This is a genomic window from Shewanella sp. Isolate11, from assembly GCF_022398315.1.
Lineage (GTDB): Bacteria > Pseudomonadota > Gammaproteobacteria > Enterobacterales > Shewanellaceae > Shewanella.
In genome coordinates this window covers 575,313-598,740 of sequence record NZ_JAKEVF010000001.1, presented here as the reverse complement: position 1 = coordinate 598,740, position 23,428 = coordinate 575,313, and the positions used below count along the sequence as shown (strand labels likewise).

Genomic DNA, 23,428 nt, shown 5'->3' with positions numbered 1-23,428 from the left:
TTAGTTTGAGAAGCACACGCTCCTATGGAAAAGACATATAACCCGCAGTCAATCGAACAGTCTCTATACCAAAACTGGGAAGAGAAAGGTTACTTTAAGCCCCACGGCGATGAGTCAAAAGGCAACTATTGCATCATGATCCCGCCACCAAATGTGACCGGTAGTCTGCACATGGGTCATGCCTTCCAAGATACCATTATGGATACCCTCACCCGCTATCAACGTATGAAGGGCAAAAATACCCTTTGGCAAGTGGGTACCGACCACGCAGGTATCGCTACCCAGATGTTGGTTGAGCGTAAAGTTGAAGCCGAAGAAGGCAAGAGTCGTCACGACCTTGGCCGTGAAACCTTTATCGACCGTATTTGGGATTGGAAAAACCAGTCTGGCGGCACCATCACTAAACAGTTACGTCGCCTTGGAGCATCGGTAGACTGGGATCGTGAACGCTTCACTATGGATGAAGGTATGTCTGAAGCGGTACAAGAGGTGTTTGTTCGTCTGTATGACGATGAGCTCATCTACCGTGGTAAGCGTCTAGTGAACTGGGATCCTAAACTGCACACTGCGATTTCCGATCTCGAAGTTGAGAACAAAGAAAAACAAGGCAGTATGTGGCATTTCCGCTACCCGCTAGCCAATGGCGCGCTAACCGCTGACGGTAAAGACTACCTCGAAGTGGCCACTACGCGTCCTGAAACCATGTTAGGTGACAGCGCGGTTGCCGTTCATCCAGATGATGAACGTTATCAATCGCTAATTGGCAAATTTATCCTGCTGCCTATTGTTAACCGTCTTATTCCTATCGTCGCTGACGATTACGTCGACATGGAGTTTGGTACTGGCTGTGTGAAAATCACCCCTGCCCACGACTTCAACGACTATGAAGTAGGTAAACGTCACGCTCTGCCGATGTACAACATCTTAACCATAGATGCAGCCATTCGCTCACAAGCCGAAGTGGTCAACACTGATGGCACAGCGAACAACGAACTGGATAACAGCCTACCCGAGCGTTACGCCGGACTAGACCGTTTCAAGGCACGTACAGCCATTGTCGAAGAGTTTGAAACCTTAGGTCTGCTGGGCAAAATTGATCCACACGCTTTAAAAGTACCTTATGGCGACCGCTCAGGTGTGGTCATTGAGCCACTACTGACAGACCAATGGTATGTCGCAGTGGCGCCTATGGCGAAGACTGCGATGGAAGCCGTTGAAAACGGTGATATCAAGTTCGTGCCACAGCAGTACGAAAACATGTACAACTCTTGGATGCGTGACATTCAAGACTGGTGTATCTCGCGCCAGCTATGGTGGGGTCACCGTATTCCAGCTTGGTATGACGAAGCCGGTAAAGTCTATGTCGGCCGCGATGAAGCCGAAGTTCGAGCTAAGCATGGCCTCGCCGATTCAGTGGTACTTCGCCAAGATCCAGATGTATTAGATACCTGGTTCAGCTCAGCATTATGGACCTTCTCAACTTTAGGTTGGCCAGAAGACACTGACGCATTAAAAACCTTCCATCCAACCGATGTGCTGGTTACCGGTTTCGACATCATCTTCTTCTGGGTGGCGCGCATGATCATGATGACCATGCACTTCATCAAAGATGAAAATGGCAAACCACAAGTGCCATTTAAGACTGTCTATGTAACTGGCCTTATTCGTGATGAGTCAGGCAACAAGATGTCAAAGTCTAAGGGTAACGTGCTCGATCCACTGGATATGATTGACGGTATCGATCTTGAAGCCTTAGTCGAAAAACGCACCGGCAACATGATGCAGCCACAGCTGGCCGCAAAGATTGAAAAGAGCACTCGTAAAGAATTTAGCGATGGCATCGAAGCCCACGGTACCGACGCCCTGCGTTTCACTTTGGCATCAATGGCTTCTACTGGCCGTGATATCAACTGGGACATGAAGCGTCTCGACGGTTACCGCAGCTTCTGTAACAAGATCTGGAACGCATCACGCTACGTGTTGATGAACACAGAAGTACAGTCTGATGCTGACAGCGATGTGGCTGGCGAGCCGTTAGATTGCGGCCAGCATGGCGGTGAAATGGAGCTGTCGTTAGCCGATCGCTGGATTATCGGTCTGTTTAACCAAACCGTTAAAACTTACGATGAGCACATGGAAAACTACCGCTTCGACTTGGCGGCCAACACCATCTATGAGTTCACTTGGAACCAATTCTGTGACTGGTATTTAGAGCTTACTAAGCCTGTGATGCAAAACGGCACTGAAGCACAGCTTCGTGGTACGCGTCATACCTTGGTAACGATTCTTGAAGCGATGCAGCGCCTAATGCACCCCATGATGCCTTACCTGACTGAGACCATTTGGCAGCGCGTTAAACCGCTGGCAGGCGTTGAAGGCGACACCTTGATGTTGGCACCGTTCCCTGAGTATCAGGCAGACAAAGTCGATGCCACCGCGATGGAAGACCTTGAGTGGGTGAAGCAAGTGATCACTGCGGTACGTAACATTCGAGCCGAGCTAAACATAGCCCCAAGTAAGCCGCTTAATGCACTGCTGCGTGGCGTGAGCGAACGCGACAAGGCGCGTATCGAGACCAACCAGGCCTTCTTTAAGACCTTGGCAAAACTTGAAAGCATGACCATTCTTGGCGACGACACCGCACCTATGTCAACCACGCAGTTGATTGGCGACATGGAGCTATTGATCCCAATGGCGGGTCTTATCGATGTGGCGGCCGAGATGGCGCGTATCGACAAGCAGCTTGAGAAACTGGCTGGTGAGTTTAAACGTATCGAAGGCAAGCTCTCAAACCAGGGCTTTGTCGCCAAAGCGCCAGCAGCTGTGATTGAGAAAGAGCGTGCTAAGCAGGCAGAATACCAGCGTGATATGGACAAGCTAACCGAGCAAAAAGCCGAGCTAGCAAAATTAGAAGCTTAATTGAGTCACAACAAGCGTTAAGCTTCTGGTGAGAAAAGGCAGTCAATTGACTGCCTTTTCTATTTTTACTCTACTCTCGCTGAGCGACCACATCTTTATACTGATTGGTATAAATTTATTTTTCGTCAGTGATATCTCAAAAGCGGTTTTTACTGTATAAGCTCAGATAATTTCCACATGAACGACTTAGGCTCATTGGCACGCTAGGTTTCAGCATTCAGCTTTAGAACCTAAGCTTTAGAACCTAAGCGATTAAGGCACAGACATGTCTGATAAATTTTTCTTTAAAGGCCGTAGAACGCCAAAACCCGCCTATGGCGAAAGCGGTTACAACACTAAACGTGCCGCAAAACTAGGCACAGCTGCATCACCGTTACAATTAACGGTACAAGATGAAGCGCGCAAAGCAGAAGTTCAAGCTATGGTCGATGAGCAGCAGCTTGTAGCGACGATTACCGTAGACAGTCAGCTTGAAGAAAACATCAAGGCGCTAACGGGTCTGCTCAATAAGCCTAAAACCACGACTTTTGAGGCAAAACCCAATCGTAACGATCCCTGTCCTTGTGGCAGCGGCGCCAAGTATAAGAAGTGTTGCGGCGCATAAACTCGATTATTTAACCGAGAAAAATACCCAAATGCCGACAGGATATGCGTTCTGTCGGCATTTTTTATGCGCAATTTTGGTCTTTCTGGTGGAATTTAGGTAAAGTGTGCTGTCGAAATTTAAAGTGAATAAAACAACAATAAATAAGTAAAGGAAGAGTATGAGCGACTCCAATGAAGCTTACGCAGGCAATGACCTGCGAGAAGTTAAACAGCTGGGAATGTGGGCCTCCATCGCCAGCTTAAGTTACATTTTCTGGATCGTCGGCGGCATGGAGCTGGTCGAGCGAATCGCCTACTACGGCGTGAAAGCCAGTGCGGGCTTATATGCCAAAGCCCCGGTATCTGAAGGTGGCTTGGGGATCAGCCTACATGACTATGGTGTGATCATCTCCATTTGGGCGTTAATGCAAACCTTCATCCCAGTATTTACTGGCGGTATTTCCGATCGTGTTGGTTATAAAGAGACCATTTTCGCTTCGACCCTGATTAAAATCTCAGGCTATTTAGTGATGGCCTTCTTCCCTAATTTCTGGGGTTTCTTATTCGGTGCTATCTTGCTTGCAGGGGGAACCGGGATATTTAAACCTGGTATTCAGGGCACTTTAGTACTGTCCACTGGCAGACAAAATACCTCGATGGCTTGGGGTATCTTCTATCAAGTGGTCAACATAGGTGGCTTCCTCGGGCCGCTAGTTGCGGTGCATATGCGTCAGCTGTCTTGGGATAATGTGTTTTATGCCTGTGCGGCCATTATCTCGCTTAACTTCCTATTCTTACTTGCCTATAAAGAGCCTGGTAAAGAGGAACGTTTAGAGCGTAACCGTAAGATTAAAAGTGGTGAAATCAAGCAAGAAGCCTTATGGAGAGATGCCTGGCATGAGCTTAAAAAGCCAGTGGTGATCTACTACATGTTGGTGTTTGCGGGTTTCTGGTTCCTGTTCAATTCGTTATTCGATGTACTGCCAATCCATATTGCCGAATGGGTCGATACCAGTGTGATTGTCACCAGTCTGTTTGGCGCTGAAGGGACTTCAAATGGCATCTTACAGTTCTGGCTTGGGTTAGATAACAGCGGCACCAAGGTGATGCCAGAAGGCATGCTTAACCTTAATGCCGGTATGATCATGACCAGCTGTTTCTTAGTCGCTGCGCTAACCGCAAAATACCGTATCACCACGGCAATGTTAGGCGGCTGTTTGCTGAGTATCCTGGCTTTCGTGTTCATCGGTGCCACCAATGCGGCATGGATGATTGTCCTGGCCATTGCCATGTTCTCATTCGGTGAGATGATGATCAGCCCGAAGAAAAATGAGTTTATGGGTAACATCGCACCTGAAGGCAAGAAAGCCATGTACCTAGGTTTTGTTATGCTGCCTCAAGGGATCGGCTGGGGTCTGGAAGGTTATTTCGGACCGAAACTGTATGAGATGTATGCCTCAAAAGAGATTTTCTCAAGAGAGCTATTAAGTCAGCGTGGCATGGAAGCAACTGATGTTGTGGCTATTCCACAAGGTGAAGCCTTTAAGACCTTAGTCAGCTACACAGGTGAAAGCCCAGAGGCGTTAACGACGTTGTTGTATAACACCCATAATATCGGCATGGCTTGGTATATCATTGCCGCAATTGGCACCATCTCAGCCGTGGGTATTTTTATCTATGGTAAGTGGTTACTGAAACTGCAACGCGCACAAGCTTAATAAATCGTAATAAATCTAAAGTCACGGGTCATGAGCGTTAGGCTCGTGGCTCGTGGCTCGTGGCTCGTGGCTCTTGGCTCTTGGCTCTTGGCTCTTGGCTCTTGGCTCTTGGCTCTTGGCTCTTGGCTCTTGGCTTTAAGTTTTAAGAATAAGCTTTAGGAATAAGCTTTAAGAATAAGCCCTCAGTCATAAGCGGGCAGCTTTAAGCCTCCAGTGTTAAGCCCTCTGTTTTAAGCCCTCGCTATCGGGTTTTCAACTTACAGCAACCTGTTCTATCCCTCTATTTTCACACCCTTACTTAATGCTTAAATAGTCGCGCTTCGGCTTAGCTAATACCAGTCTCTTATCTATCACGAAAAGTAGATAAAAAAAGGGGCCTATATAGGCCCCAAAAGTGTGGTTTCAGTAAACTCGTAGCAGGGATAAGCTTACTGCATCGGATCGATTCTTATTATAACTCGTATCGAGTAGGTACTAGTGTGAACCACCAGCGTGAACTACATCAACACCGTATGTCTTACCTTCAGCGTGACAAGTTGCACAAGACTCAACTGGGAGGTCGGCTGTAGTATCAGGCATGCCTTCAACTGTTGCGCCATTACTCTTGAAGTGAGCTAATGCAGACTCGCTGATATGACAAGTGCGACAAGTTTCAGCTACTGGAGAGATATACCCACCAGGAACTTCAATTGAACTCTTACCTGAAGTCAAGCCACCGTCTGGAGCGAAGAACTCGGCACCATCTTTGTGACAAGCCTGACAATCAGTGGCTAATGCAGGGTAACCAACGGTTTCTAGATCTTCATTTAAGTAGATACCACCACCGAATGAACCTGAGTGGAAACGGTGAGCTACAGTCATCAAATCACGGTTACTGAAGGTCACACCATCTAGAGTTTCGAACACCTTATCACCGTTCGCATCAACTGTTCCTGTATCATATTCAACAGCACCATGGTAAGAACCAGGGTAACGGTTGTTGTGACAGTCCATACATTGGGTGATCTCGCTAACACCATGATGAGCTTCCTTAACGTGAGTTAAGTTTTCATGACATGCATTACACTTATCAGTTGTAATTGTAATACGGTCTGGATCCACAAAGCGTGGCTCATCTGCTGCTGCAGTTGGGTCATCTAAGTTGAAGTACTTAACAGGAGCGCTTGCAGACACTGTAGAAGGTCGAGTAACACTAGCACACTCAACAGCCTCACCATCTTCAGCACATACCAGCATATCGGCAGTCACATAGATAGAACCAGTCATACGAGATGTATCAGCATCAGATTTTGTAGTAGTTAATACTCCACCTGTAATTGCTACACCACTAACTGACATTCCCAATCCGCGAATAGGGGTTCCATCACTATCGATATTACCGATTAACAAGCTTCCAGCCATGCTGATATATGGATCTAGTACAGTTCCGTCAGCAGGTACTGCACCATTGATAGTCACATTAGTGGTTACAGTCAATGTGCTAGTACCGTCGCCATTGTCAACCACTGCTACGTCTTGGAAATCAAGCACAACTTGTTCTTGCTCAATCGCACGATTACCCACTTTATGAGCAATAATAGGACTCAAGCTACCCGCACCATGACACCCCACACAAGCAGTATCGTCGGCAGGAATAATGCCTGCATGACCTGTACCCGTAGTTAAATCAACCGTCAAGTGACAACCGATACACGCTTCTGCGTAGACATTGTCATTCCACTGAGTACCATTGTCGTGACAGACAGTACATTCATTCAATTCGGCAGGGTAGTTCACTTCACCAAACTCTTCAAGCGCTTCACCTTGAACCCAACCGTAATCTTTTACATGACCCGCCACGTGAATGGTATGGATCATGGCATTGAAGTTAGCGTTCCAGCCCTTCGCAGGATCGGTTTGGTCTGTTGCATAGGCAGGGTTATGACAAGCAACACAGTTTTCAACTTTTTGATAGTTGTGGTGGGCACCGATATTAGCGATGCGATCATCTCCAGCTTCATAGCCATCCATCGAACTGTGACACTTAGCACAAGCGGCACTTGAAACAGAATCTTTTTCAGATACGGCTAAAGCACCAGTGGCTGGAATAAAGTCAACAGGAGTTGAAAGCAGTTTATCGCCAATAGCTACACCTGAGCTATCAGTCACATCATAAGTACGAACCATCACACGGAATAAGGTATTAGGATCGCCGTCGGCACTGACTACAGGTGCATTGCCGTCGTGTTCCCAAGTACCTGTATAAGTGCCTGGATTTTCTTCATCTTCAACTAATGTACAAGCATCAACTTCTGCACCACCACGAGCTTCAGCTTTACCCGTTGGCGTACAGTACATGCTTGAACCAAAGTTATTTGCAATGGCATTGTTTGACCACACCATAGGTGCACCTGTACCAGTGTCATTAGGCATTTGGTTCGTCACATACAATGCTACTTTTTCTAGACCAGTAAATGGAACATCGTCCCCTTTACTGTCTTTACCCGTCGCGGTAAACGTAATAGTGAAGTCATCAGCTCCAACTACTACCGTTGCGGCAGGATCAACGGTTAAAATAAAATCTGCGGCAGTACTTACAGTATCAACAGTTACAGTAGAAGTGCCATTAGAGCCATGTGAGCCATCAGCACCATCAGCACCATCTTTACCGTCGTCACCATCACTACACGCGCTCACACCTATGGCACACATCAGTGCCATGGCTAGTAATGTTCTATTATTTTTTTTCATCATCTATCCCTTACTAGGTATTCCTGCTATTGCAGTACCCCAAATATAAATAAATGACACAGGATTGTTAGTTAATTGAGTCTAAGTTGTGACTGTAATTTAAAGATTCATTAACGGAAAATTCAAAATGTAAAATAGTTAATTTCAGAAATTGAAACTAACTCGCGCTGAGTAGCTGCTTGATTAGTTGGATAATTAATTCGCGCTGCTCGACTGAGTAACGGCGATGTTCTTGCTGAGTTTCAATCAACATAAATTCCGGCGCCATGCTGTCGCCATGTAGTCGAGCGACTTCATCATCACACAAACGCTCGACTCGCACTCCAGGTAGATGATGGCCAATTCCAGCCTCAGAACAGGGCAAAAATGACACAGTTCCCATCGTTAACAGATGGCTATACCACTCATCACGCGTATTAACTCGGGAAACATCGAGAATATTGCCACCCGACTGACGAGCAAATACTTCTAAGGGATCTATTTTGTCATTAAAGCCGACGCTATCTAAACATAAGAAGGGATAGTGACAAATATTTTCTAAGCTAATACCCGACTCACTCTTCCATATTGGATGCATCTCTTCTGCTGCCAAGCAGACTTTCGACAAGCCGCCTAAGGATTCAACGGATAAAGGGTGCTCACTTGAGCCATCGAAGGAGATCCCCATATCAATCTCACCATTATGGATAAGGTCGGCCGAATTATCATCCCAAGTCACAAACTGCACAGCGCCGATCAGCGGACGATACTCGCTGCGGGAAAATGCTAGCGACAGGCTGGCCATAATGCACGAGGTGACAGCAATTTTTAGGATGGATGGGCAGTCTTCACCAGGCTTGTCGGTGAGTGATTGTTCAATTTTCGATACTGCATCGCAAAACTGACAGATAGGCTCATAGAGAAATTCAGCCACAGGAGTGGGTTTTAAGCCTAACTGACGACGATAAAACAGCTCGTCATCAAAGGTGGCACGCAGCATATTCAAACAACGACTAATTTTAGGCGCCGACACATTAAGCTGCTTAGCCGCAATGTTAGCGTGACCTGTTTGAAAAATAACTTTAAAAACCATTAAGCAGAAAACATCCAGCTCGCAGATCTTTTTGGCGTGATGATTACCCATGACACATTATTTTAGCTAAATCGTATCAACTGTATAACATGGCAAACTAAAACAGGACTACCGAAGACGATCACACTCTGGACTTTTACTTTATTAATTGAAGCTTAAATCTTTAAAATCAGACTTAGATCAACATTTACTAATGCACAAATATCGCTCAACTTCAGATTGAGCTCACTTCATCGACAGTCAATAAACGACTTTCACCTACTGCCAAATCATCTAAAGAGAGATTCCCCACAGACTGACGATGTAGGGCGATAACCGGATTACGAAAACGGCCAAACATGCGCTTTATTTGATGATAACGTCCCTCTTGTAGCGTCACTCGAGCATGATGGCTATCTATAATCTCAAGCTTGGCCGGCAAGGTGGTAATATCTTCATATTCAAAATAAAAGCCTCTGGCAAAAGCCGTTATATAGCTGTCATCCAAAGGATTTTGTAACCCAACCAGATAGGTTTTATTCACCTTATACTGCGGTGACATGATGCGTTTTGACCACTGGCCATCGTTGGTGAGCAGCACTAGACCTGAAGTATTCAAATCTAAACGGCCAACAATATGCAGGTCGTCATTGACATATTCCGGCAGCAGATCGATAACGGTTTGATGTTTATCATCTTTTGTTGCACACACCACACCCAACGGCTTATGTAACATAAGGTAGCGAGCTTGACGTTGCTGTAATAGCTGACCATCTAAGCTGATAGTGGTGAATTGATCGATTTGGCGATCCATATCTCGCACTATTTCGTCATCGACCGATACCCGTCCTTGAGCCAGCAGTAAACGCACCTGCTTTTTGGGTAACTGCTTATGCTGACAGATAAAGCGGTCTAATCGTGAACGCTTAGATTGCATAACAAAACCTAGACAAGCGGCACCACTTTATAGGCACAACGGCGTGCGCCTTCGATAATATGCTCCTCTCGGCTAATATCGGCGGAATCGGCAAATAGCCATTGAAATAGCTGTAATTCAGATCGACAAAAATTAGCACAGCTACTCGCTGCGGCGCAGATAGGACAATGGTTTTCTAGCAGCCAAAAATGATCTTGTTCAGCTTCAACCTTTGCCACATAACCTTCCTGGCTTCTTAAGTCGGCTAAGGTTTGTAATTTGGCTAGTATCCCCTGCTTATCGGCTAATGCCTGCTGGTAAACCTGCTTGCTTGAGGTTTCGCGATGAGCGATCAATTGTTCCAAACCGCTATCGCCAAACACCACCTTCACCGATTCAATGAGCTGAGCCGTTAGCTCATCATGCTTATTGGGAAACAGTTGATTACTTTTTGGGGTAAGTGACCAATAACGTGTTGGTCTTCCACGAGCGGCTTTTCGGTCTTCAAATGTCAGCATGCCCTCGTCTTCCAGGGCCTGCAGATGCTGGCGAACCCCCATAGTGGTCAGTGAAAATTGCTCAGCCAACACCTTGGCCGTTGAAGGCCCTTGCTGTTTAAGGTAATCGACTATTTTATCGCTGGTTTTCATATACTCACCACACTCCTACTCCCGTATTACCGCTTCATTATTACCTATCATCGAGCTCAACCCAAGAGTTAAATAAAGTTTTTTGTTTATTTATTATTTACAATATTAAATAAAGCATTTACATTACTAAATATTAAGTAAACAAAAAGGTTTATATTATGAAGTTACTTATCATTAGTTCCAGCCAGCGCAGTCCCTCCCAAAGCGCGAATGTCGGCCGTTATATTGCTGAAAATAGCCAGCAGTTTTCTTCAATCGCCCATCTTGAACTTTGCCAGTATCGGCTGCCATTTTGGGATGGTGATCGGCAAAGTGAACAGCTACTCGACAGCGATTGGCCACAGATAAGTCAGCAAGTAGCAGCCGCCGATGCGTTGGTGCTAATCACCCCAGAATGGGGCGGTATGGCTTCACCATTATTAAAAAACTTTCTCTTACTGTGTGATAACCAACACACAGCCCACAAGCCGACATTATTAGTCGCGGTTTCCAGTGGTATTAGTGGTGCTTATCCCATTGCTGAATTGAAAATGAATGCTTTAAAGAACAATAAATTAGTCGCAATACCCGATCATTTAATTATTCGAAACAGCAACAAAGTACTGCAACAAGGCGGCCATGATCCTCGAGATGCCGACCTCAAACAGCGCATCGGCTACAGCTTGCATATGCTGCATCAATACAGCACGGCATTGAGTACGATCCGTAATAACCATCAAGACAGACCTTACCCGAAACAACAAGAGTACAGCTACGGCATGTAGCATTTACTAATCGACAAGGAGAGTACTGATGATCCATTTAGAACATATCAACCTCGTGGTACGCGATATCGACACTAGCCTAAGTTTTTACCGTGCTGCATTTCCTCATTGGCAGATCCGCGGTGGCGGCAATGGCACTTGGTACGGTAAGCCAAGACAGTGGGTACATTTTGGAGATGACTACCAGTATTTGGCTTTCAACAATGATGGTGAGCAAGCGGCAAGAGATCTGCAGGGCCATCAAGTGGGGCTGGCACACTTTGCCTTTGTCACTCACGATCTCGATAAGTTGATCGCACGTCTTGAAGACGCAGGTTTCACTATTGATAAACCCGGAAGTGATGATGTATTTCGCCGTAATGTGTACTTCATTGACCCCGATGGTATTGAGGTTGAATTTGTGCAATACCACAGTGATATTCCCAGCGAGCGCAATGGTTATGAAAACGCCTAATTAGCCATGCTAGACTGCAAGCCAGATAAAACTTCACTGCAGTGATCTGTTAAAAGATGAGTTCAGATTAGCTGTGTTGCAGTAATAAGCGGTGGAATCGTCGACCCAGTTAACGATTCTACCGAGTAAACTCAGGCAAGCATTGCACAAAACTGGTGAAACATTACACTAGAGCAAATTTTGTTAGCTTTGATCTCAATGACTGCACCTTTTAGCTACACCAGCACATTTACCTTAGATAAGAGTTATTACAGCGAATGCTTTGATGAATCGGTCAATCAGGTTCACTCGATAAAAACCTACACTAAAGCCATCTTGTTTGGGCTAGCTGGTTGTGCACTGTTATTAACCGCAGCCAACAATTATGCTTCTTGGTTTATTATCGCCCTCGGTGTACTTGAAGCCTTGAGCATCAAATTTAAACGCCCTTGGTGGCTTCTGCGCCAGATGTGGAGTCGTGCAGCAGGTAATGATGTCACTCTCACTATTGATGACACCGGCATTCATACTCAATCAGACTACATCAACACCCTTATTGAGTGGCAGCAAGTCTATCGCATTAACGAAACCGATAAGGGTTTCTTAATCATTGTCGCCAAAGGTAAAAACTATCTATCTAAACGTTACTTAGACGACAGCGCCACAGACTTTATCCGCAGCAAGATATAATCTGAACAAGCTACTGTTAACGCTAATGTTCTCCAGCCGTTAGCGTTAACTGAATAATATTACAGCAGTCAGCTCAGGTTCAGCATATACCACTTAATCCCTCATCACAGAAGTGCGACAATCGAATGCAACAAACCCTATGATATAAGCATGCCCTGCGCTTTGCTGCGGCGGCATCATTTGGAGCTATCATGTTTAACAAACTCTCATTCACCGCGCTAGCGTTAAGTTCTAGCTTGCTGTTGTCTGCTTGCCAAACCACCAATCCATATACCAACGAATCGCAAAATGCTAAAGCAACTAACGGTGCAATCATTGGTGCCATTGCTGGCGCGGCGATTGGTGTCGCCTCATCGAGCAAAAACGATCGTGGTAAAGGCGCATTAATTGGTGCCGCTTCAGGAGCGGCTGTGGGTGGCGGTATCGGTTATTATATGGATGTCCAAGAAGCCGAACTACGTAAGCAGCTACAATCGACTGGCGTCAGCGTGACCCGAAGTGGCGATAGTATTATCTTAAATATGCCTAACGACATTACCTTTGGCATTGATCAATCTAATCTAAGTCAACGCGCTAAACAGGTACTAGGCAGTGTGGCGTTAGTGGCTGACGAATATGATGAAACTCGTTTAAATATCCTTGGATATACCGATAGCACTGGTAGCGAAGCTTACAACCTTCGTCTTTCTCAGGTGCGAGCTTCTGAAGTGGCCAACTACTTGATGACCCAAAATGTCGCTAACCAGCGGATCAGCTCTCAGGGCTTAGGGGAGTCTCGCCCTATAGCGAGTAACAGTAACGAGCAAGGCCGTGCCCAAAACCGCCGGGTTGAAATTATTTTAACGCCATTGAATCCAAGTTAAACTTCTGATTGTCATACTGAAATAATAAAAGGCTGCCGATTTGTAGCCTTTTATTATTACCATATATACCTTTATCGACAACACAGACAAACCTCACTTTAATTGACACATCTTTACTTAAGCCCCTACATCTGTATCAATTTGCAACACTTATCATTAAGCCACTGCTTATACAGCCCTTTAATGCTAACCTACCGAAAAATGTAATCAAATTAATGGCTGTGTCATTCGAGCTGATAACCCAAATCTCGGTTAAGTGACTCATAGAGTCAATCCCTTGACAGGCTCCTAGCCTAATAAAGTCAATGGCTGTAGCCGATGTCCCAGCTTTGATGAAACAGCATTTGATTTAGCATCCTTAAGAGTTTTCAGACGGTTATAGACATTTTGCGAATGATGTTTTCATGCAAGCTTGTTCTGTTTTTTTATGCAGTTTAACAACGCCGTTTGACTCACTTGCACATAGAAACTTTACACTTCTTGGCGATGCTGAAGCGTTTGTTTACATTAATGTCGGTATAATCATCTTCTCAATAGTGCTCAATCCATTTATTGTGCACTCAGGCACCAAAGCAAAATTAAAATGGCTTTACAATCAGGCCGTGGAAATTAGCAGTTTTAATCGCATTAACCGCAGATGGAATCGCGACCAAAAGGTTAATAATTACCACGACAAAAATTTGAGTGAAATGATCACTGTAGTAAGCATGACACTACCAGCTCAGTTATCAATAAAAGCAGGAATGCCCCTCACAAACATAAATTCGTGATGGCAAAATTCCGACCTTGTTCACTCTTCATATTTAGACAACGGAATTGTCGCAAACCAATTGGTGATTAAAAAATACACCAATATGGTATTTGTCGGCACGGCTTATTAGGTTTTATGTCAGTGCAAACTTTAATGAATAGACTATTACAAACAGCGTTAGTGTTTATCACACTGGTCAGTAGCGCTTTCGCATCGAACGACCTTGTCAATGCGACGCTCTCTTTATCGCCGCAATTTTGTATAACAACACAGCCAGATCAGAGTTGTGAAGTGGAACTTGAGCTTAAATGGCAAACACAAACGTCACAGACTGTTTGTCTTATGTCGGATCATCAGTCCCTCACACACTGGTGTGCACCGTCAGAAGAGATCCACTCTTATGCAGTGAATGTCTCAACTAATCGCGACATTCAATTCATGTTGATCGATAAAGAAACCAACCAAACTTTGGCTACAAAAAAACTAAAAATAACCCCTACGGCCGAACCCAAGTATCGCAGCCGCTACCAAAAACCATGGAGCCTTTTCTAATGACCGAACCTCAATCGACACACAGAGTATTACTGGTCGAAGACGATATTCGTCTCGCTAATTTGATTGTGGATTATTTGAAGTCACATGGTATGCATGTAGAAGTTGAGCGTCGTGGCGACACGGTAATGACCCGCCTGATTAACTATAAACCTGATATCATCTTGCTTGATATCATGTTGCCCGGTATCGATGGTCTTTCTCTATGTGAAAAACTGCCAGATTATTTTGCCGGCCCCATCTTATTAATGAGCGCTTTGGGCTCAAATGAAGATCAAATTAAAGGCTTCGAATTGGGCGCTGACGATTACGTGGTGAAGCCGGTCGACCCTGCGCTGTTAGTTGCCAGAATCAATAATTTATTACGCCGCAACGCCAAACCACAACAGGCCGAATCACATTGTCTTATCTTCGGTAAACTAAGTATCGATCCTCACACCCAAACCATTCGTTTAGGCGAGAAGGAAGTAGACCTCACCAGCCATGAGTTTGAACTGTTATGGCTACTGGCCTCACAGGCGGGACAAGTGTTAAGCCGCCAGTACATCTATCAATACCTGCTCAATATCGACTTTGATGGTAAAGACCGAAAAATCGATGTGCGTATTTCTCGGCTGCGTAAAAAGCTCGGCGATAACATTGAAACGCCCTTCAGAATCAAGACGGTTTGGGGTCAAGGTTACCTGTTTGCCCCTGAAGCCTGGAATAACTAAGGTGATTCGGTGAAGCGGCTTTTTATCAGCCTATATCTACTACTAAGCTTAAGTATGCTAGGCATAGGCTGGACACTCGATAGTCTGTGGCAAAAAAATTTCGCCGATAATAGTGAGATTAATGCTCCATTGATCGTACTTGCTCAAATGCTGGCGCAAATATCCCCCCAGCAGCGCCAGAGTTATCTTGATAAACTAGAACATATACCCAATTACCCTCTGCGGTTATTAAATAGTAACAAAATTGCCTTAGCTGACGGCGAACAACTTGCCCATAATCAAGTCTTAGTTGCCGAGCGAGGTGAAGAACACGAACTGCATTTTATTAAAATTGATGATCAGCAAGTGTTGATGGCAGGCCCCATCGAGATTGACTCTCGCGAGCGTTTAAGAGGCCTGTTCACCCTCTTTTTCTATCTTTCTTTAGCCTTAGTGGCACTCATCTGGGTATGGCCGTTATCACGGGATCTAAAGACCCTTAAACGCGCCACAGAAGAGTTTGGTCAATCCAATTGGGACACCCAAATTACCTTACCGCCCAGTTCACAAGTACAACCATTAGCGACCACCTTTAACGAGATGGCTAAGCATATTCGTGAGCTTATTGAAAACCAAAAGCACCTTTCCAATGCAGTATCCCATGAGATCCGCACTCCGCTGGCTCGACTCAAATTTGCCATGGCGCTGATCCCTCAGTATTGCTTACCAGAGTCAGATCCTCAGCGAAGAGACGCATTCCTAGAAGAGATGAAACTCGATATCAAGGAGATGGAAAATCTGCTGCAAGAACTTCTCACTTATGCCAGCTTAGAATCTCAACGCAAATCCATTCAAATTGAACGCTGCGATCTCACCAAGATCACACGGCAAACCATTTTACGGCTGCAAAAGCTAAATCCGACACCCATTACCTTTGATACTCAGGCCAAACAATTACAAGTTATGGGCGATGCGGCCTTAATAGAAAGGGCGCTACAAAATCTGATCATCAATGCTCAACGCTTTGCGGCAACGACTATTCGCGTGCAACTCAACTCGCAGAATAAGCTAATAGAATTAAGTGTCATCGATGATGGACCGGGAATTAATAGCGAAGATCAACAGCAGATTTTTGAGCCTTTTTATCGCAGTAAATCGGTGCAAAACGGCAATAAAGGGCATGGATTAGGACTGGCTATTATCAAACGCATTATGGAACGTCATTACGGCAAAGTAACACTGTTTAGCCAAGATGGCGTGACACGCTTTACCTTAAGTTGGCCACAAATTAAGCATAGTCCTGCGACAAAAAGTTAATCCTCGGTATCGAAATCAAGACTCGAGGTTGCCGCCGCTCGTTGCTGTAACACCTCAATTTTTTTGGCTTTTAACAGTGCTAGCTGACGTCTGCGCTTACGCTGTTTGCATAAGCGAATCACATCATATTTTTGCGCATCGGAAAAATGCAGCCAATTAAAGCGCTCATCTCGATTGCGTAAACACCCTTTGCAATAGCCTCTGGCATCGGTCTGACAAACACCAATACAAGGGCTGGGTATTTCAAAAAACTCTAACTGTTCCATAACCATTAAAGTAAAAGACCTGTCTTAAAATCCTAGTTGATCGCGACTCTATCGCCAGTATTTCCCCTAGGGTTAGGAAATGAAATACCTTCGAATTAGCTAAAACATAACCGATTTAGTGTCGGTAGGCTAAACTTTATTCATTAAAATCAATTTAAAAAAACCTTGCATAAATAAACTGATAGCTGCACATTGATGAAAATAAGTTCAGATAGGTAGTGAATAATGAAGCTCAAAAAAACGCTTATATTGTTGGTCTCTTGCATTACACTCGCAGCCTGTTCAGCAAAACCCAAACAGGATTACGATGTCGATTATAATTTTAGCCAGTTGAAACAATTCACCATTCAATCTCCACAAGCCCTTGCTGACCCATTAAGTGGTGGACGTATTGAGAAAGCCATCGATATCGCCTTAACCTCACAGGGCTATAGCAAGTCAGATGAAGCTGCTCAGTTTGCGGTTACTTACGCATTAAATGTTGCCGACAAGCCTAAAAGCTCAGGACTTTCTATCGGTATAGGTGGTGGTTCTTGGGGAAAATCTAGCGGTGTAGGTGTCGGTACGAGTGTCGGCGTTCCTCTGGGAAGCGGATCAACCAAAATTGAGACCATTCAAATCGATATTATCGATATGGCCAGCAACAAATTAATTTGGCGCGGCAGTGATAAATTTGAATTTGATGATGGCGGTGAAGAAAAAGCCAATGACACTCAGGCTACTGTCAGTAAAATTTTGGCCGAGTTTCCGCCTAAACCTTAAAAGACTTAGCCGGTTAAAAAAGCTTTAGCGTCATCAAAAAGCCCCTTACTAGAAAATAGTGAGGGGCTTTTTATTAGATTAATTTTCGATTCAAACTAATGGAACAGGTAATTGAGCCAACCTTGCATTCGCAATAACACCTTTCTCATTACAGCAACATGATGAAAATGTTCGGTATAAATGGCAATTTGGCCAGCAGCACCCGCCGGGAAACCATGCTTAATGGCATCGTCATCCACTTTAATCAGCACCACGACACGCCCAGGCTGCATTAACATACTGGAAGGAATTAAACTGCCAGTTGATTGAATCTCCCCTTCTGCCATCGCGGGTAGCACTTTTGCTACCTTACCTTTAAACACTTGCCCTGGGGCGCCATCCAAGATCACTTCAGCTTCATCGCCCGCTTCTAGACGCAATAGCGAGTTTTGTCGAAATGCTCCCGCCATATAACGCTCTTCATCGGGAATAAAACTCATTAAAGATCGGAGCGGCATTGGCACGGCAATAATCCCTGGACGCAGCGCCATCTGAGTCACCATGCCATCACTGGGCGCCAATACCACCGTTTGTTCAAGATCAAATAGCGCTTTATCCAGTTCAGCCTGAATACCGGCAACCTTGGTATTAACCCCATCGACATTAGATTCATAAGCCAGTCGAAAGCGACGTTCTTCAGACTCCGCAGCAGTTAACTGAGCCTGTGCCGAAATATAAAGCTGACGTCGATTATCTAACTCAAGCTCAGAGAATGGAGAATTAACACCGCCACGTTTGCGCCCCTCTTCATAGCGTTCATAAGCTGATTTAGTACGGTCTCGATTGGATTTTGCTTGCCGCATCGTGGCCTGCGCCGTTTTCCATGATGCTTCTAATTGGGGAACTTCCATTTCAGCCGCAGCCAATGCCGCACGCTTTTGCATCACAACCGCTTCAAAGGGCGTTGGATTAATTTTAAACAATACATCGCCTTTCTTTACAGGAACATTTGGCTTTACATTCACCTCTTTAACAACGCCGCGCACCGCAGGATTAATCGGCACCGAGATAAAGACCTCTTTAGCAAATGGGCTGTATGGATGGTTGTAGTTCATCAATAGCACTAAGGTGCCCACCAGCACCACACCACCTAAAATGGCCGTGGGTACTGTCCATTTATTTAACGGGATTTTAAAAATCTTAAAAATGGCAATGCAGATCGACGCGTAGGTAAGAATTAATAAAAGATCCATCTTTATGCGTCCTTATCAGAAGTAGGTTTTGCTTCACTTACTTGAGTTGCTTGAGTTGCTTGAGAAGGTTTTGTTGCTGCCAACGTCGTTTCGCCAACCTCTGCACTAACCCCAGTGTTAGCCGCATCTGTTGACACAGTCGCTGTAGACAAATGCTTATCTGTATTTTCTACCACCGCAAGGCGCTGGCTGAGTTCCGATAGCTGTTGTTTCAGCTGCTTGACTTCATCTTCGAGTGCCAGTTCACGCTCGACAACTTTGGTAAAGCCCCACCCCCGATCTTCACGATACAAGGTCGCCCAAATCCATAAGAATGGCCACAGGGCATGCAAGGTAAATAAACTCACCCAACCCGCAACATGCAAGGCATCTTGCTGAGGATGATTACGCTTCTTTGCTATTTCGTAGGGAATATCATGAATGACAATAATGCCGTAAAAGATAAATACGACGACGAAAACAATCACGCCTAACGCGAAGTAATCCAAAAACACGGCTCTCTCCTTAACATCTTCAGCGTGAAGTAAAACCTCACTTCAATGAGCTTAAATCCTTTAATGTTCAGCCAACTGCAAACACTCAGCTCTCTTTTTGTTTTGACCGATGACAGATATATTGCTTGGTATTATTGCTTTATTCCCGACAAAATTTGGTGATCGAGTACACACTTGTTTGGGGAAAAGCGCTTATATTGCCTTCAAGAAGGTAAGATATATTAGAATAATAGTAAACAATTGGCGCACTTACAGACCAATCATCCATATAAGGTACCCACAAAATGATAGGCACACCACATTCTAATGGCGCGATAAGAGCCATGTTGCTCGGCTGCGGAGAACTCGGCAAAGAAGTTGCGATTGAACTACAACGTATGGGCGTTGAAGTGATTGGCGTCGACCGCTATCCTAATGCCCCAGCTATGCAGGTTGCACACCGCTTTCATGTGATCAATATGCTCGATGCAGACGCCCTAAGAGCCATTATCACCGAAGAAAAACCGCATCTGGTGATCCCCGAAATTGAAGCTATTGCCACGCAGACCTTAGTTGAAATGGAAGCAGAAGGCGTTAACGTCATCCCCACTGCTAAAGCGACTCAGCTCACCATGGACAGAGAAGGTATTCGTCGCCTTGCCGCAGAAACCTTAGGTTTACCTACCTCACCTTATTTCTTCTGCGATACCCAATCTGAGTTTGAACAAGCAGTTGCCGAAATTGGTTTACCTTGTGTGGTAAAACCTGTTATGAGTTCATCGGGTAAAGGGCAAAGCGTTATCCGTCAAGCGGAACAAATTGTCACCGCATGGCAATACGCCCAAGAAGGGGGCCGAGCCGGTGGTGGCCGAGTCATAGTCGAAGGTTTTGTTCCCTTCGACTATGAGATCACCCTGCTCACCATTAGCGCCGTTAACGGTATCCATTTCTGCGCGCCTATCGGCCACAGACAAGAAGATGGTGATTACCGTGAATCTTGGCAGCCACAGCAAATGTCTGACACTGTGTTAGCTAAGTCACAAGAGATTGGCCGTAAAGTGGTTGAAGCCTTAGGTGGATATGGCCTGTTTGGTGTAGAGCTGTTTATTAAAGGTGATGAAGTCTATTTCTCTGAAGTATCACCTCGCCCACATGACACAGGCTTAGTCACCCTCATTAGCCAAGATTTGTCAGAGTTTGCCCTGCATGTGCGCGCTATCTTAGGTCTGCCTATTGCCAATATTGCTCAACACGGCCCATCGGCATCAGCGGTGATTTTAGCTGAAGGCACCTCTAGCGATATCCGTTATCAAGGCATGGCTAGCGCCTTGGCCGAACCTGATACCCAATTGCGCTTATTTGCTAAGCCAACAATCGACGGTCGTAGACGTTTAGGTGTTGGATTAGCTCGCGGTGAATCCATTGATAATGCTATTGAAAAAGCGCTCAATGTTGCCAGCAAGGTTGAAGTGATTTTCTAAGCATAGCGTTTAATACCAATCTGTATAAGAAAACAAAAAAGGCGCATAAAGCGCCTTTTTTATTGGGGTTGACCCGTCCTAAATAGCGTTTCCGAACCGAGTTAACTCACTCTATTTAGCGATTCCCCCGCTAAATACGCGTTAAGATTCTGCAGCGCAATGGCCATCAAGTTTTTTCTGGCTTCGCGTGTCGCCCAAGCATTATGAGGACTGATACTGATATTTTTAGCCTGCAGCAGCGGGTTGTTCGCCAGTGGAGGCTCGGTCGATAATACATCGACACCGGCGGCGGCAATCACGCCGCGCTCCAGTGCATCGGCCAGCGCCGCCTCATCAATCAAGCCGCCACGAGCGGTATTGATCAGCAATGCAGTGCCCTTCATTTGCGCTAAGGACTGGTGATTAATCATCTTGCCGGTTTCTGTGGTTAACGGACAATGCAATGAAATAATATCCGCTTGTTGGTAAAGCCTTGCTAGCTCGCACCAAGTTACCCCTTCAGGTAAGTCGGTTTTAGGTCTATGACTGTTAACCAATACCTGCATCTGAAAGGCTCGAGCAATATTCGCCACTTGCTGACCTATATCACCATAACCCACTAAGCCTAAGGTTTTACCTTTAAGGGATTGCAGTGGCGACAGCGTAAAACAAAAATCTGAATTATTAACCCACTGGCCAGCAACAACCGCCTGATGGTGAGCTGCAACGCCTTGGGTATGATGTAAAATATGAGCAAACACCATCTGCGCTACGGCATCAGGGCCATATCCCGGTACATTGGTAACCACCACATCAGCGGCTTTGGCGGCATCGATATCCACCACATTGGTACCAGTGGCTAGAACACCGATATATTTCAACTGTGGTAACTGCGCAATCGCCTCAGCATCGATGGAGGTTTTGTTGGTTAGCAATATTTCAGCGCCGTTAGCGCGTTCGAGTAACAAATTCGCAGGTGTGCGATCGAAGCAGCTAAAATCTGCCTGTTCGCTAAATCCTTGCCAATCTAAATCACCGGGATTTAGGGTGTATCCATCCAGTACAACTATTTTCATATCAACTTCTCTAGAATGAAATTTTAAGTCCCGCGTTCACCTGAGCTTGCCACATCATATCGGCGTCAATATGCCAGACACATTTGTTAGATTGGCAGAATAGATCGTTATCGCTACTAAGAAAGGTACTATAACCTCGCGCATCAACAAACAAGGCAATACTTTGATTAAATTGATACTCAACCCCAGCACCAAACCCCATAGAAAAACGAGTCTCATTACTGTAATCGCTTGATGGACGCATCTGAGTAAAACCTATACTCACGGTAACATAAGGACGTAAATTGCCAGTTGGGAAATATAAAGAGCCTCCAACATGCATATAATCTAGGTCAAGCTCGCTTAAAACCGTCGAACTCATAAAGTTTTCAGCAAGCCGTAGTTCACTGGATTGGTGGCTGTATAGCAGATAAATATCCCCCGGCTCTCGAGTCTTCACACCTATGACGACTCCAACATGCTCACCATCGGCCACCTTGACCTGAGAGTCCAGGTTAATATTTGAATTGCTAGCTTCGAACTGGTTAGTACCGAAGTCATAGCCAGCGAACGGCGCGATAAACCAAGTTTCCCGCGCCTGTAGCTGAGTAGTAAAGCCGACGGCCAATATGCCCAGCAATATCCCTGCTCTCGTCAATATCCTTGTCGGCAATCTTCTGATCCACAAATAGCGCTGAAATGGCCTCATCGTTATCTCCTTATATCGGCTCGTTTAAGTAACAAAACGCCGTTATTTCATACCTCTATCTTGTTTGACTCTATCGTACGCCGCCTGAATATCCTGTGCTTTATTCTTGGCCAGCTCCATCATTTCAGGCGGTAATCCTTTTGCCACCAATTTATCAGGATGATGTTCATTCATTAGTTTGCGATAAGCGCGTTTAATCTGTTGATCTGCCGCAGACTCATCAACACCTAAAAGTGCATAAGCATCTTCCAGTGAAGTTTGTTGATTACGACCACCGCTATGGAAATTAAACTCGGCTTGCCAGCGTTTTAATAACTCATCGAGTTGTAACTGGCTATAGCCCAGCTCTTTGGCAATGGTGAGCAAAATGGCATGCTCTTTAGCATCGAGTTTAGCATCTGTCAGTGCCGTTTGAATTTGGATCTCAAGGAACATCTGTAGCAGTTCCCTGCGCCCCATAGAGATCAATCGAAAGGTTTTTAAGCAGGCTGTTAAATCAAAATCACTGGCTTTACCCTGATTAAAAGCCGCTTGTGCATCACGACGAGCCTGTCCCTGCAACTGCATCTGATCCATCAAGGTGGTCGCCATGCGAATGTCATCTTGAGTGACTTGCCCAGACGCTTTGGCTACGTGGCCCATCACGGCAAATGTGGTATTAAAAAACAGCGACTGGCGATCTGTGCCTTTGCCTACAATCGCGCTGAGTTCGGCGCGCTTTTTATCATAAAGGTGTCCCAGCCACAGACCGATGATTCCACCTATAATACGGCCAAACATAAAGCCGATGGCGAAGCCGAAAAACTTACCCCAAATTCTCATTTCATAACCTGCTCAGTT

General features: G+C 45.3%; 22 protein-coding genes and 1 pseudogene. 13 read left to right on the top strand and 10 right to left on the bottom strand.

Going from position 1 to position 23,428, the window contains the following annotated elements:
- The first annotated feature begins 24 nt into the window (after window positions 1-24).
- The 3 genes from L1D21_RS02585 to L1D21_RS02575 all read left to right on the top strand — a co-directional run bounded on the left by L1D21_RS02585 (window position 25) and on the right by L1D21_RS02575 (window position 5,222).
- Window positions 25-2,919, top strand: coding sequence for a valine--tRNA ligase (locus tag L1D21_RS02585; RefSeq protein WP_239843666.1), 2,895 nt, complete (start codon window positions 25-27; stop codon window positions 2,917-2,919).
- A gap of 265 nt (window positions 2,920-3,184) precedes the next feature.
- On the top strand, window positions 3,185-3,523 hold the full coding sequence (locus L1D21_RS02580) for a PBPRA1643 family SWIM/SEC-C metal-binding motif protein (RefSeq protein ID WP_239843665.1): 339 nt from the start codon (window positions 3,185-3,187) through the stop codon (window positions 3,521-3,523).
- A 160-nt stretch (window positions 3,524-3,683) separates the two neighbouring features.
- Window positions 3,684-5,222 carry an MFS transporter gene (locus L1D21_RS02575; RefSeq protein ID WP_239843664.1) on the top strand — a complete coding sequence of 513 codons (1,539 nt, stop codon included), beginning with the start codon at window positions 3,684-3,686 and terminating at the stop codon, window positions 5,220-5,222.
- A 474-nt stretch (window positions 5,223-5,696) separates the two neighbouring features.
- On the opposite strand, the gene L1D21_RS02570 is transcribed toward L1D21_RS02575, so the two are convergent.
- The 4 genes from L1D21_RS02570 to L1D21_RS02555 form a co-directional block, all read right to left on the bottom strand.
- Complete coding sequence (locus L1D21_RS02570) at window positions 5,697-7,952, bottom strand: OmcA/MtrC family decaheme c-type cytochrome (protein WP_239843663.1); 2,256 nt, start codon at window positions 7,950-7,952, stop codon at window positions 5,697-5,699.
- A gap of 157 nt (window positions 7,953-8,109) precedes the next feature.
- The gene (locus L1D21_RS02565; protein ID WP_239843662.1) at window positions 8,110-9,024 is read right to left on the bottom strand and encodes a LysR family transcriptional regulator; all 915 of its coding nucleotides are present in this window, start codon (window positions 9,022-9,024) and stop codon (window positions 8,110-8,112) included.
- Between the two features lie 214 nt (window positions 9,025-9,238).
- On the bottom strand, window positions 9,239-9,940 hold the full coding sequence (locus tag L1D21_RS02560; protein ID WP_239843661.1) for a 16S rRNA pseudouridine(516) synthase: 702 nt from the start codon (window positions 9,938-9,940) through the stop codon (window positions 9,239-9,241).
- 8 nt (window positions 9,941-9,948) lie between these two features.
- Window positions 9,949-10,569, bottom strand: coding sequence for an HTH domain-containing protein (locus L1D21_RS02555; RefSeq protein WP_239843660.1), 621 nt, complete (start codon window positions 10,567-10,569; stop codon window positions 9,949-9,951).
- Window positions 10,570-10,727: 158 nt separating this feature from the next.
- Here L1D21_RS02555 and L1D21_RS02550 point away from each other — a divergent pair, with 158 nt between their 5' ends.
- The 8 genes from L1D21_RS02550 to L1D21_RS02515 all read left to right on the top strand — a co-directional run bounded on the left by L1D21_RS02550 (window position 10,728) and on the right by L1D21_RS02515 (window position 16,631).
- The gene (locus L1D21_RS02550) at window positions 10,728-11,333 is read left to right on the top strand and encodes an NAD(P)H-dependent oxidoreductase (RefSeq protein WP_239843659.1); all 606 of its coding nucleotides are present in this window, start codon (window positions 10,728-10,730) and stop codon (window positions 11,331-11,333) included.
- 28 nt (window positions 11,334-11,361) lie between these two features.
- A complete protein-coding gene (locus L1D21_RS02545; protein WP_239843658.1) occupies window positions 11,362-11,787 on the top strand; it encodes a VOC family protein in 426 nt (141 codons plus the stop codon).
- A 180-nt stretch (window positions 11,788-11,967) separates the two neighbouring features.
- Window positions 11,968-12,456, top strand: coding sequence for a YcxB family protein (locus L1D21_RS02540; protein ID WP_345773501.1), 489 nt, complete (start codon window positions 11,968-11,970; stop codon window positions 12,454-12,456).
- Window positions 12,457-12,647: 191 nt separating this feature from the next.
- The gene (locus tag L1D21_RS02535; protein WP_239843657.1) at window positions 12,648-13,319 is read left to right on the top strand and encodes an OmpA family protein; all 672 of its coding nucleotides are present in this window, start codon (window positions 12,648-12,650) and stop codon (window positions 13,317-13,319) included.
- Window positions 13,320-13,723: 404 nt separating this feature from the next.
- Window positions 13,724-14,089 (top strand): hypothetical protein, encoded by a 366-nt coding sequence (locus L1D21_RS02530; protein WP_239843656.1) that lies wholly within the window; start codon window positions 13,724-13,726, stop codon window positions 14,087-14,089.
- Window positions 14,090-14,205: 116 nt separating this feature from the next.
- Window positions 14,206-14,622, top strand: a complete 417-nt coding sequence (locus tag L1D21_RS02525; RefSeq protein WP_345773500.1) for a DUF3019 domain-containing protein — start codon at window positions 14,206-14,208, stop codon at window positions 14,620-14,622.
- The gene (locus tag L1D21_RS02520; RefSeq protein ID WP_239843654.1) at window positions 14,622-15,335 is read left to right on the top strand and encodes a winged helix-turn-helix domain-containing protein; all 714 of its coding nucleotides are present in this window, start codon (window positions 14,622-14,624) and stop codon (window positions 15,333-15,335) included. Before L1D21_RS02525 ends, L1D21_RS02520 begins: the two co-directional genes overlap by 1 nt.
- A gap of 9 nt (window positions 15,336-15,344) precedes the next feature.
- Window positions 15,345-16,631 carry an ATP-binding protein gene (locus L1D21_RS02515; RefSeq protein ID WP_239843653.1) on the top strand — a complete coding sequence of 429 codons (1,287 nt, stop codon included), beginning with the start codon at window positions 15,345-15,347 and terminating at the stop codon, window positions 16,629-16,631.
- Here the strand turns inward: L1D21_RS02515 and L1D21_RS02510 are convergent.
- Window positions 16,628-16,897, bottom strand: a complete 270-nt coding sequence (locus tag L1D21_RS02510; RefSeq protein WP_239844171.1) for a DUF1289 domain-containing protein — start codon at window positions 16,895-16,897, stop codon at window positions 16,628-16,630. The two genes, L1D21_RS02515 and L1D21_RS02510, sit on opposite strands and share 4 nt — an antisense overlap.
- Before the next feature lie 225 nt (window positions 16,898-17,122).
- Between L1D21_RS02510 and L1D21_RS02505 the strand changes: the two genes are divergently transcribed.
- Window positions 17,123-17,659: a DUF4136 domain-containing protein gene (locus tag L1D21_RS02505; protein WP_239843652.1), complete on the top strand. Its 537-nt coding sequence runs from the start codon at window positions 17,123-17,125 to the stop codon at window positions 17,657-17,659.
- A gap of 95 nt (window positions 17,660-17,754) precedes the next feature.
- On the opposite strand, the gene L1D21_RS02500 is transcribed toward L1D21_RS02505, so the two are convergent.
- Both L1D21_RS02500 and L1D21_RS02495 read right to left on the bottom strand, forming a co-directional pair.
- Entirely contained in the window at window positions 17,755-18,891 is a 1,137-nt protein-coding gene (locus L1D21_RS02500; RefSeq protein WP_239843651.1) for an HlyD family secretion protein, read from the bottom strand.
- Window positions 18,892-19,097: 206 nt separating this feature from the next.
- A pseudogene (locus L1D21_RS02495) lies at window positions 19,098-19,385 on the bottom strand (DUF3302 domain-containing protein); the annotation flags it as partial.
- A gap of 284 nt (window positions 19,386-19,669) precedes the next feature.
- Here L1D21_RS02495 and purT point away from each other — a divergent pair.
- On the top strand, window positions 19,670-20,845 hold the full coding sequence (gene purT / locus L1D21_RS02490) for a formate-dependent phosphoribosylglycinamide formyltransferase (RefSeq protein WP_239843650.1): 1,176 nt from the start codon (window positions 19,670-19,672) through the stop codon (window positions 20,843-20,845).
- 101 nt (window positions 20,846-20,946) lie between these two features.
- Here the strand turns inward: purT and L1D21_RS02485 are convergent, their stop codons facing one another.
- The 3 genes from L1D21_RS02485 to djlA form a co-directional block, all read right to left on the bottom strand.
- On the bottom strand, window positions 20,947-21,900 hold the full coding sequence (locus L1D21_RS02485) for a D-2-hydroxyacid dehydrogenase (protein ID WP_239843649.1): 954 nt from the start codon (window positions 21,898-21,900) through the stop codon (window positions 20,947-20,949).
- 10 nt (window positions 21,901-21,910) lie between these two features.
- Window positions 21,911-22,537 (bottom strand): outer membrane beta-barrel protein, encoded by a 627-nt coding sequence (locus L1D21_RS02480; RefSeq protein WP_239843648.1) that lies wholly within the window; start codon window positions 22,535-22,537, stop codon window positions 21,911-21,913.
- Between the two features lie 93 nt (window positions 22,538-22,630).
- Window positions 22,631-23,410, bottom strand: a complete 780-nt coding sequence (gene djlA, locus L1D21_RS02475; RefSeq protein ID WP_239843647.1) for a co-chaperone DjlA — start codon at window positions 23,408-23,410, stop codon at window positions 22,631-22,633.
- Window positions 23,411-23,428 lie beyond the last annotated feature (18 nt).

Coding starts and splice junctions, on each gene's coding strand:
- L1D21_RS02535 (WP_239843657.1), top strand. CDS start 12,648: ATGTTTAACAAACTCTCATTCACCGCGCTAGCGTTAAGTTCTAGCTTG.
- L1D21_RS02570 (WP_239843663.1), bottom strand. CDS start 7,952: ATGAAAAAAAATAATAGAACATTACTAGCCATGGCACTGATGTGTGCC.
- djlA (WP_239843647.1), bottom strand. CDS start 23,410: ATGAGAATTTGGGGTAAGTTTTTCGGCTTCGCCATCGGCTTTATGTTT.
- L1D21_RS02580 (WP_239843665.1), top strand. CDS start 3,185: ATGTCTGATAAATTTTTCTTTAAAGGCCGTAGAACGCCAAAACCCGCC.
- L1D21_RS02575 (WP_239843664.1), top strand. CDS start 3,684: ATGAGCGACTCCAATGAAGCTTACGCAGGCAATGACCTGCGAGAAGTT.
- L1D21_RS02560 (WP_239843661.1), bottom strand. CDS start 9,940: ATGCAATCTAAGCGTTCACGATTAGACCGCTTTATCTGTCAGCATAAG.
- L1D21_RS02485 (WP_239843649.1), bottom strand. CDS start 21,900: ATGAAAATAGTTGTACTGGATGGATACACCCTAAATCCCGGTGATTTA.
- L1D21_RS02505 (WP_239843652.1), top strand. CDS start 17,123: ATGAAGCTCAAAAAAACGCTTATATTGTTGGTCTCTTGCATTACACTC.
- L1D21_RS02585 (WP_239843666.1), top strand. CDS start 25: ATGGAAAAGACATATAACCCGCAGTCAATCGAACAGTCTCTATACCAA.
- L1D21_RS02520 (WP_239843654.1), top strand. CDS start 14,622: ATGACCGAACCTCAATCGACACACAGAGTATTACTGGTCGAAGACGAT.
- purT (WP_239843650.1), top strand. CDS start 19,670: ATGATAGGCACACCACATTCTAATGGCGCGATAAGAGCCATGTTGCTC.
- L1D21_RS02550 (WP_239843659.1), top strand. CDS start 10,728: ATGAAGTTACTTATCATTAGTTCCAGCCAGCGCAGTCCCTCCCAAAGC.
- L1D21_RS02530 (WP_239843656.1), top strand. CDS start 13,724: ATGCAAGCTTGTTCTGTTTTTTTATGCAGTTTAACAACGCCGTTTGAC.
- L1D21_RS02510 (WP_239844171.1), bottom strand. CDS start 16,897: ATGGAACAGTTAGAGTTTTTTGAAATACCCAGCCCTTGTATTGGTGTT.
- L1D21_RS02565 (WP_239843662.1), bottom strand. CDS start 9,024: ATGGTTTTTAAAGTTATTTTTCAAACAGGTCACGCTAACATTGCGGCT.
- L1D21_RS02525 (WP_345773500.1), top strand. CDS start 14,206: ATGTCAGTGCAAACTTTAATGAATAGACTATTACAAACAGCGTTAGTG.
- L1D21_RS02555 (WP_239843660.1), bottom strand. CDS start 10,569: ATGAAAACCAGCGATAAAATAGTCGATTACCTTAAACAGCAAGGGCCT.
- L1D21_RS02500 (WP_239843651.1), bottom strand. CDS start 18,891: ATGGATCTTTTATTAATTCTTACCTACGCGTCGATCTGCATTGCCATT.
- L1D21_RS02545 (WP_239843658.1), top strand. CDS start 11,362: ATGATCCATTTAGAACATATCAACCTCGTGGTACGCGATATCGACACT.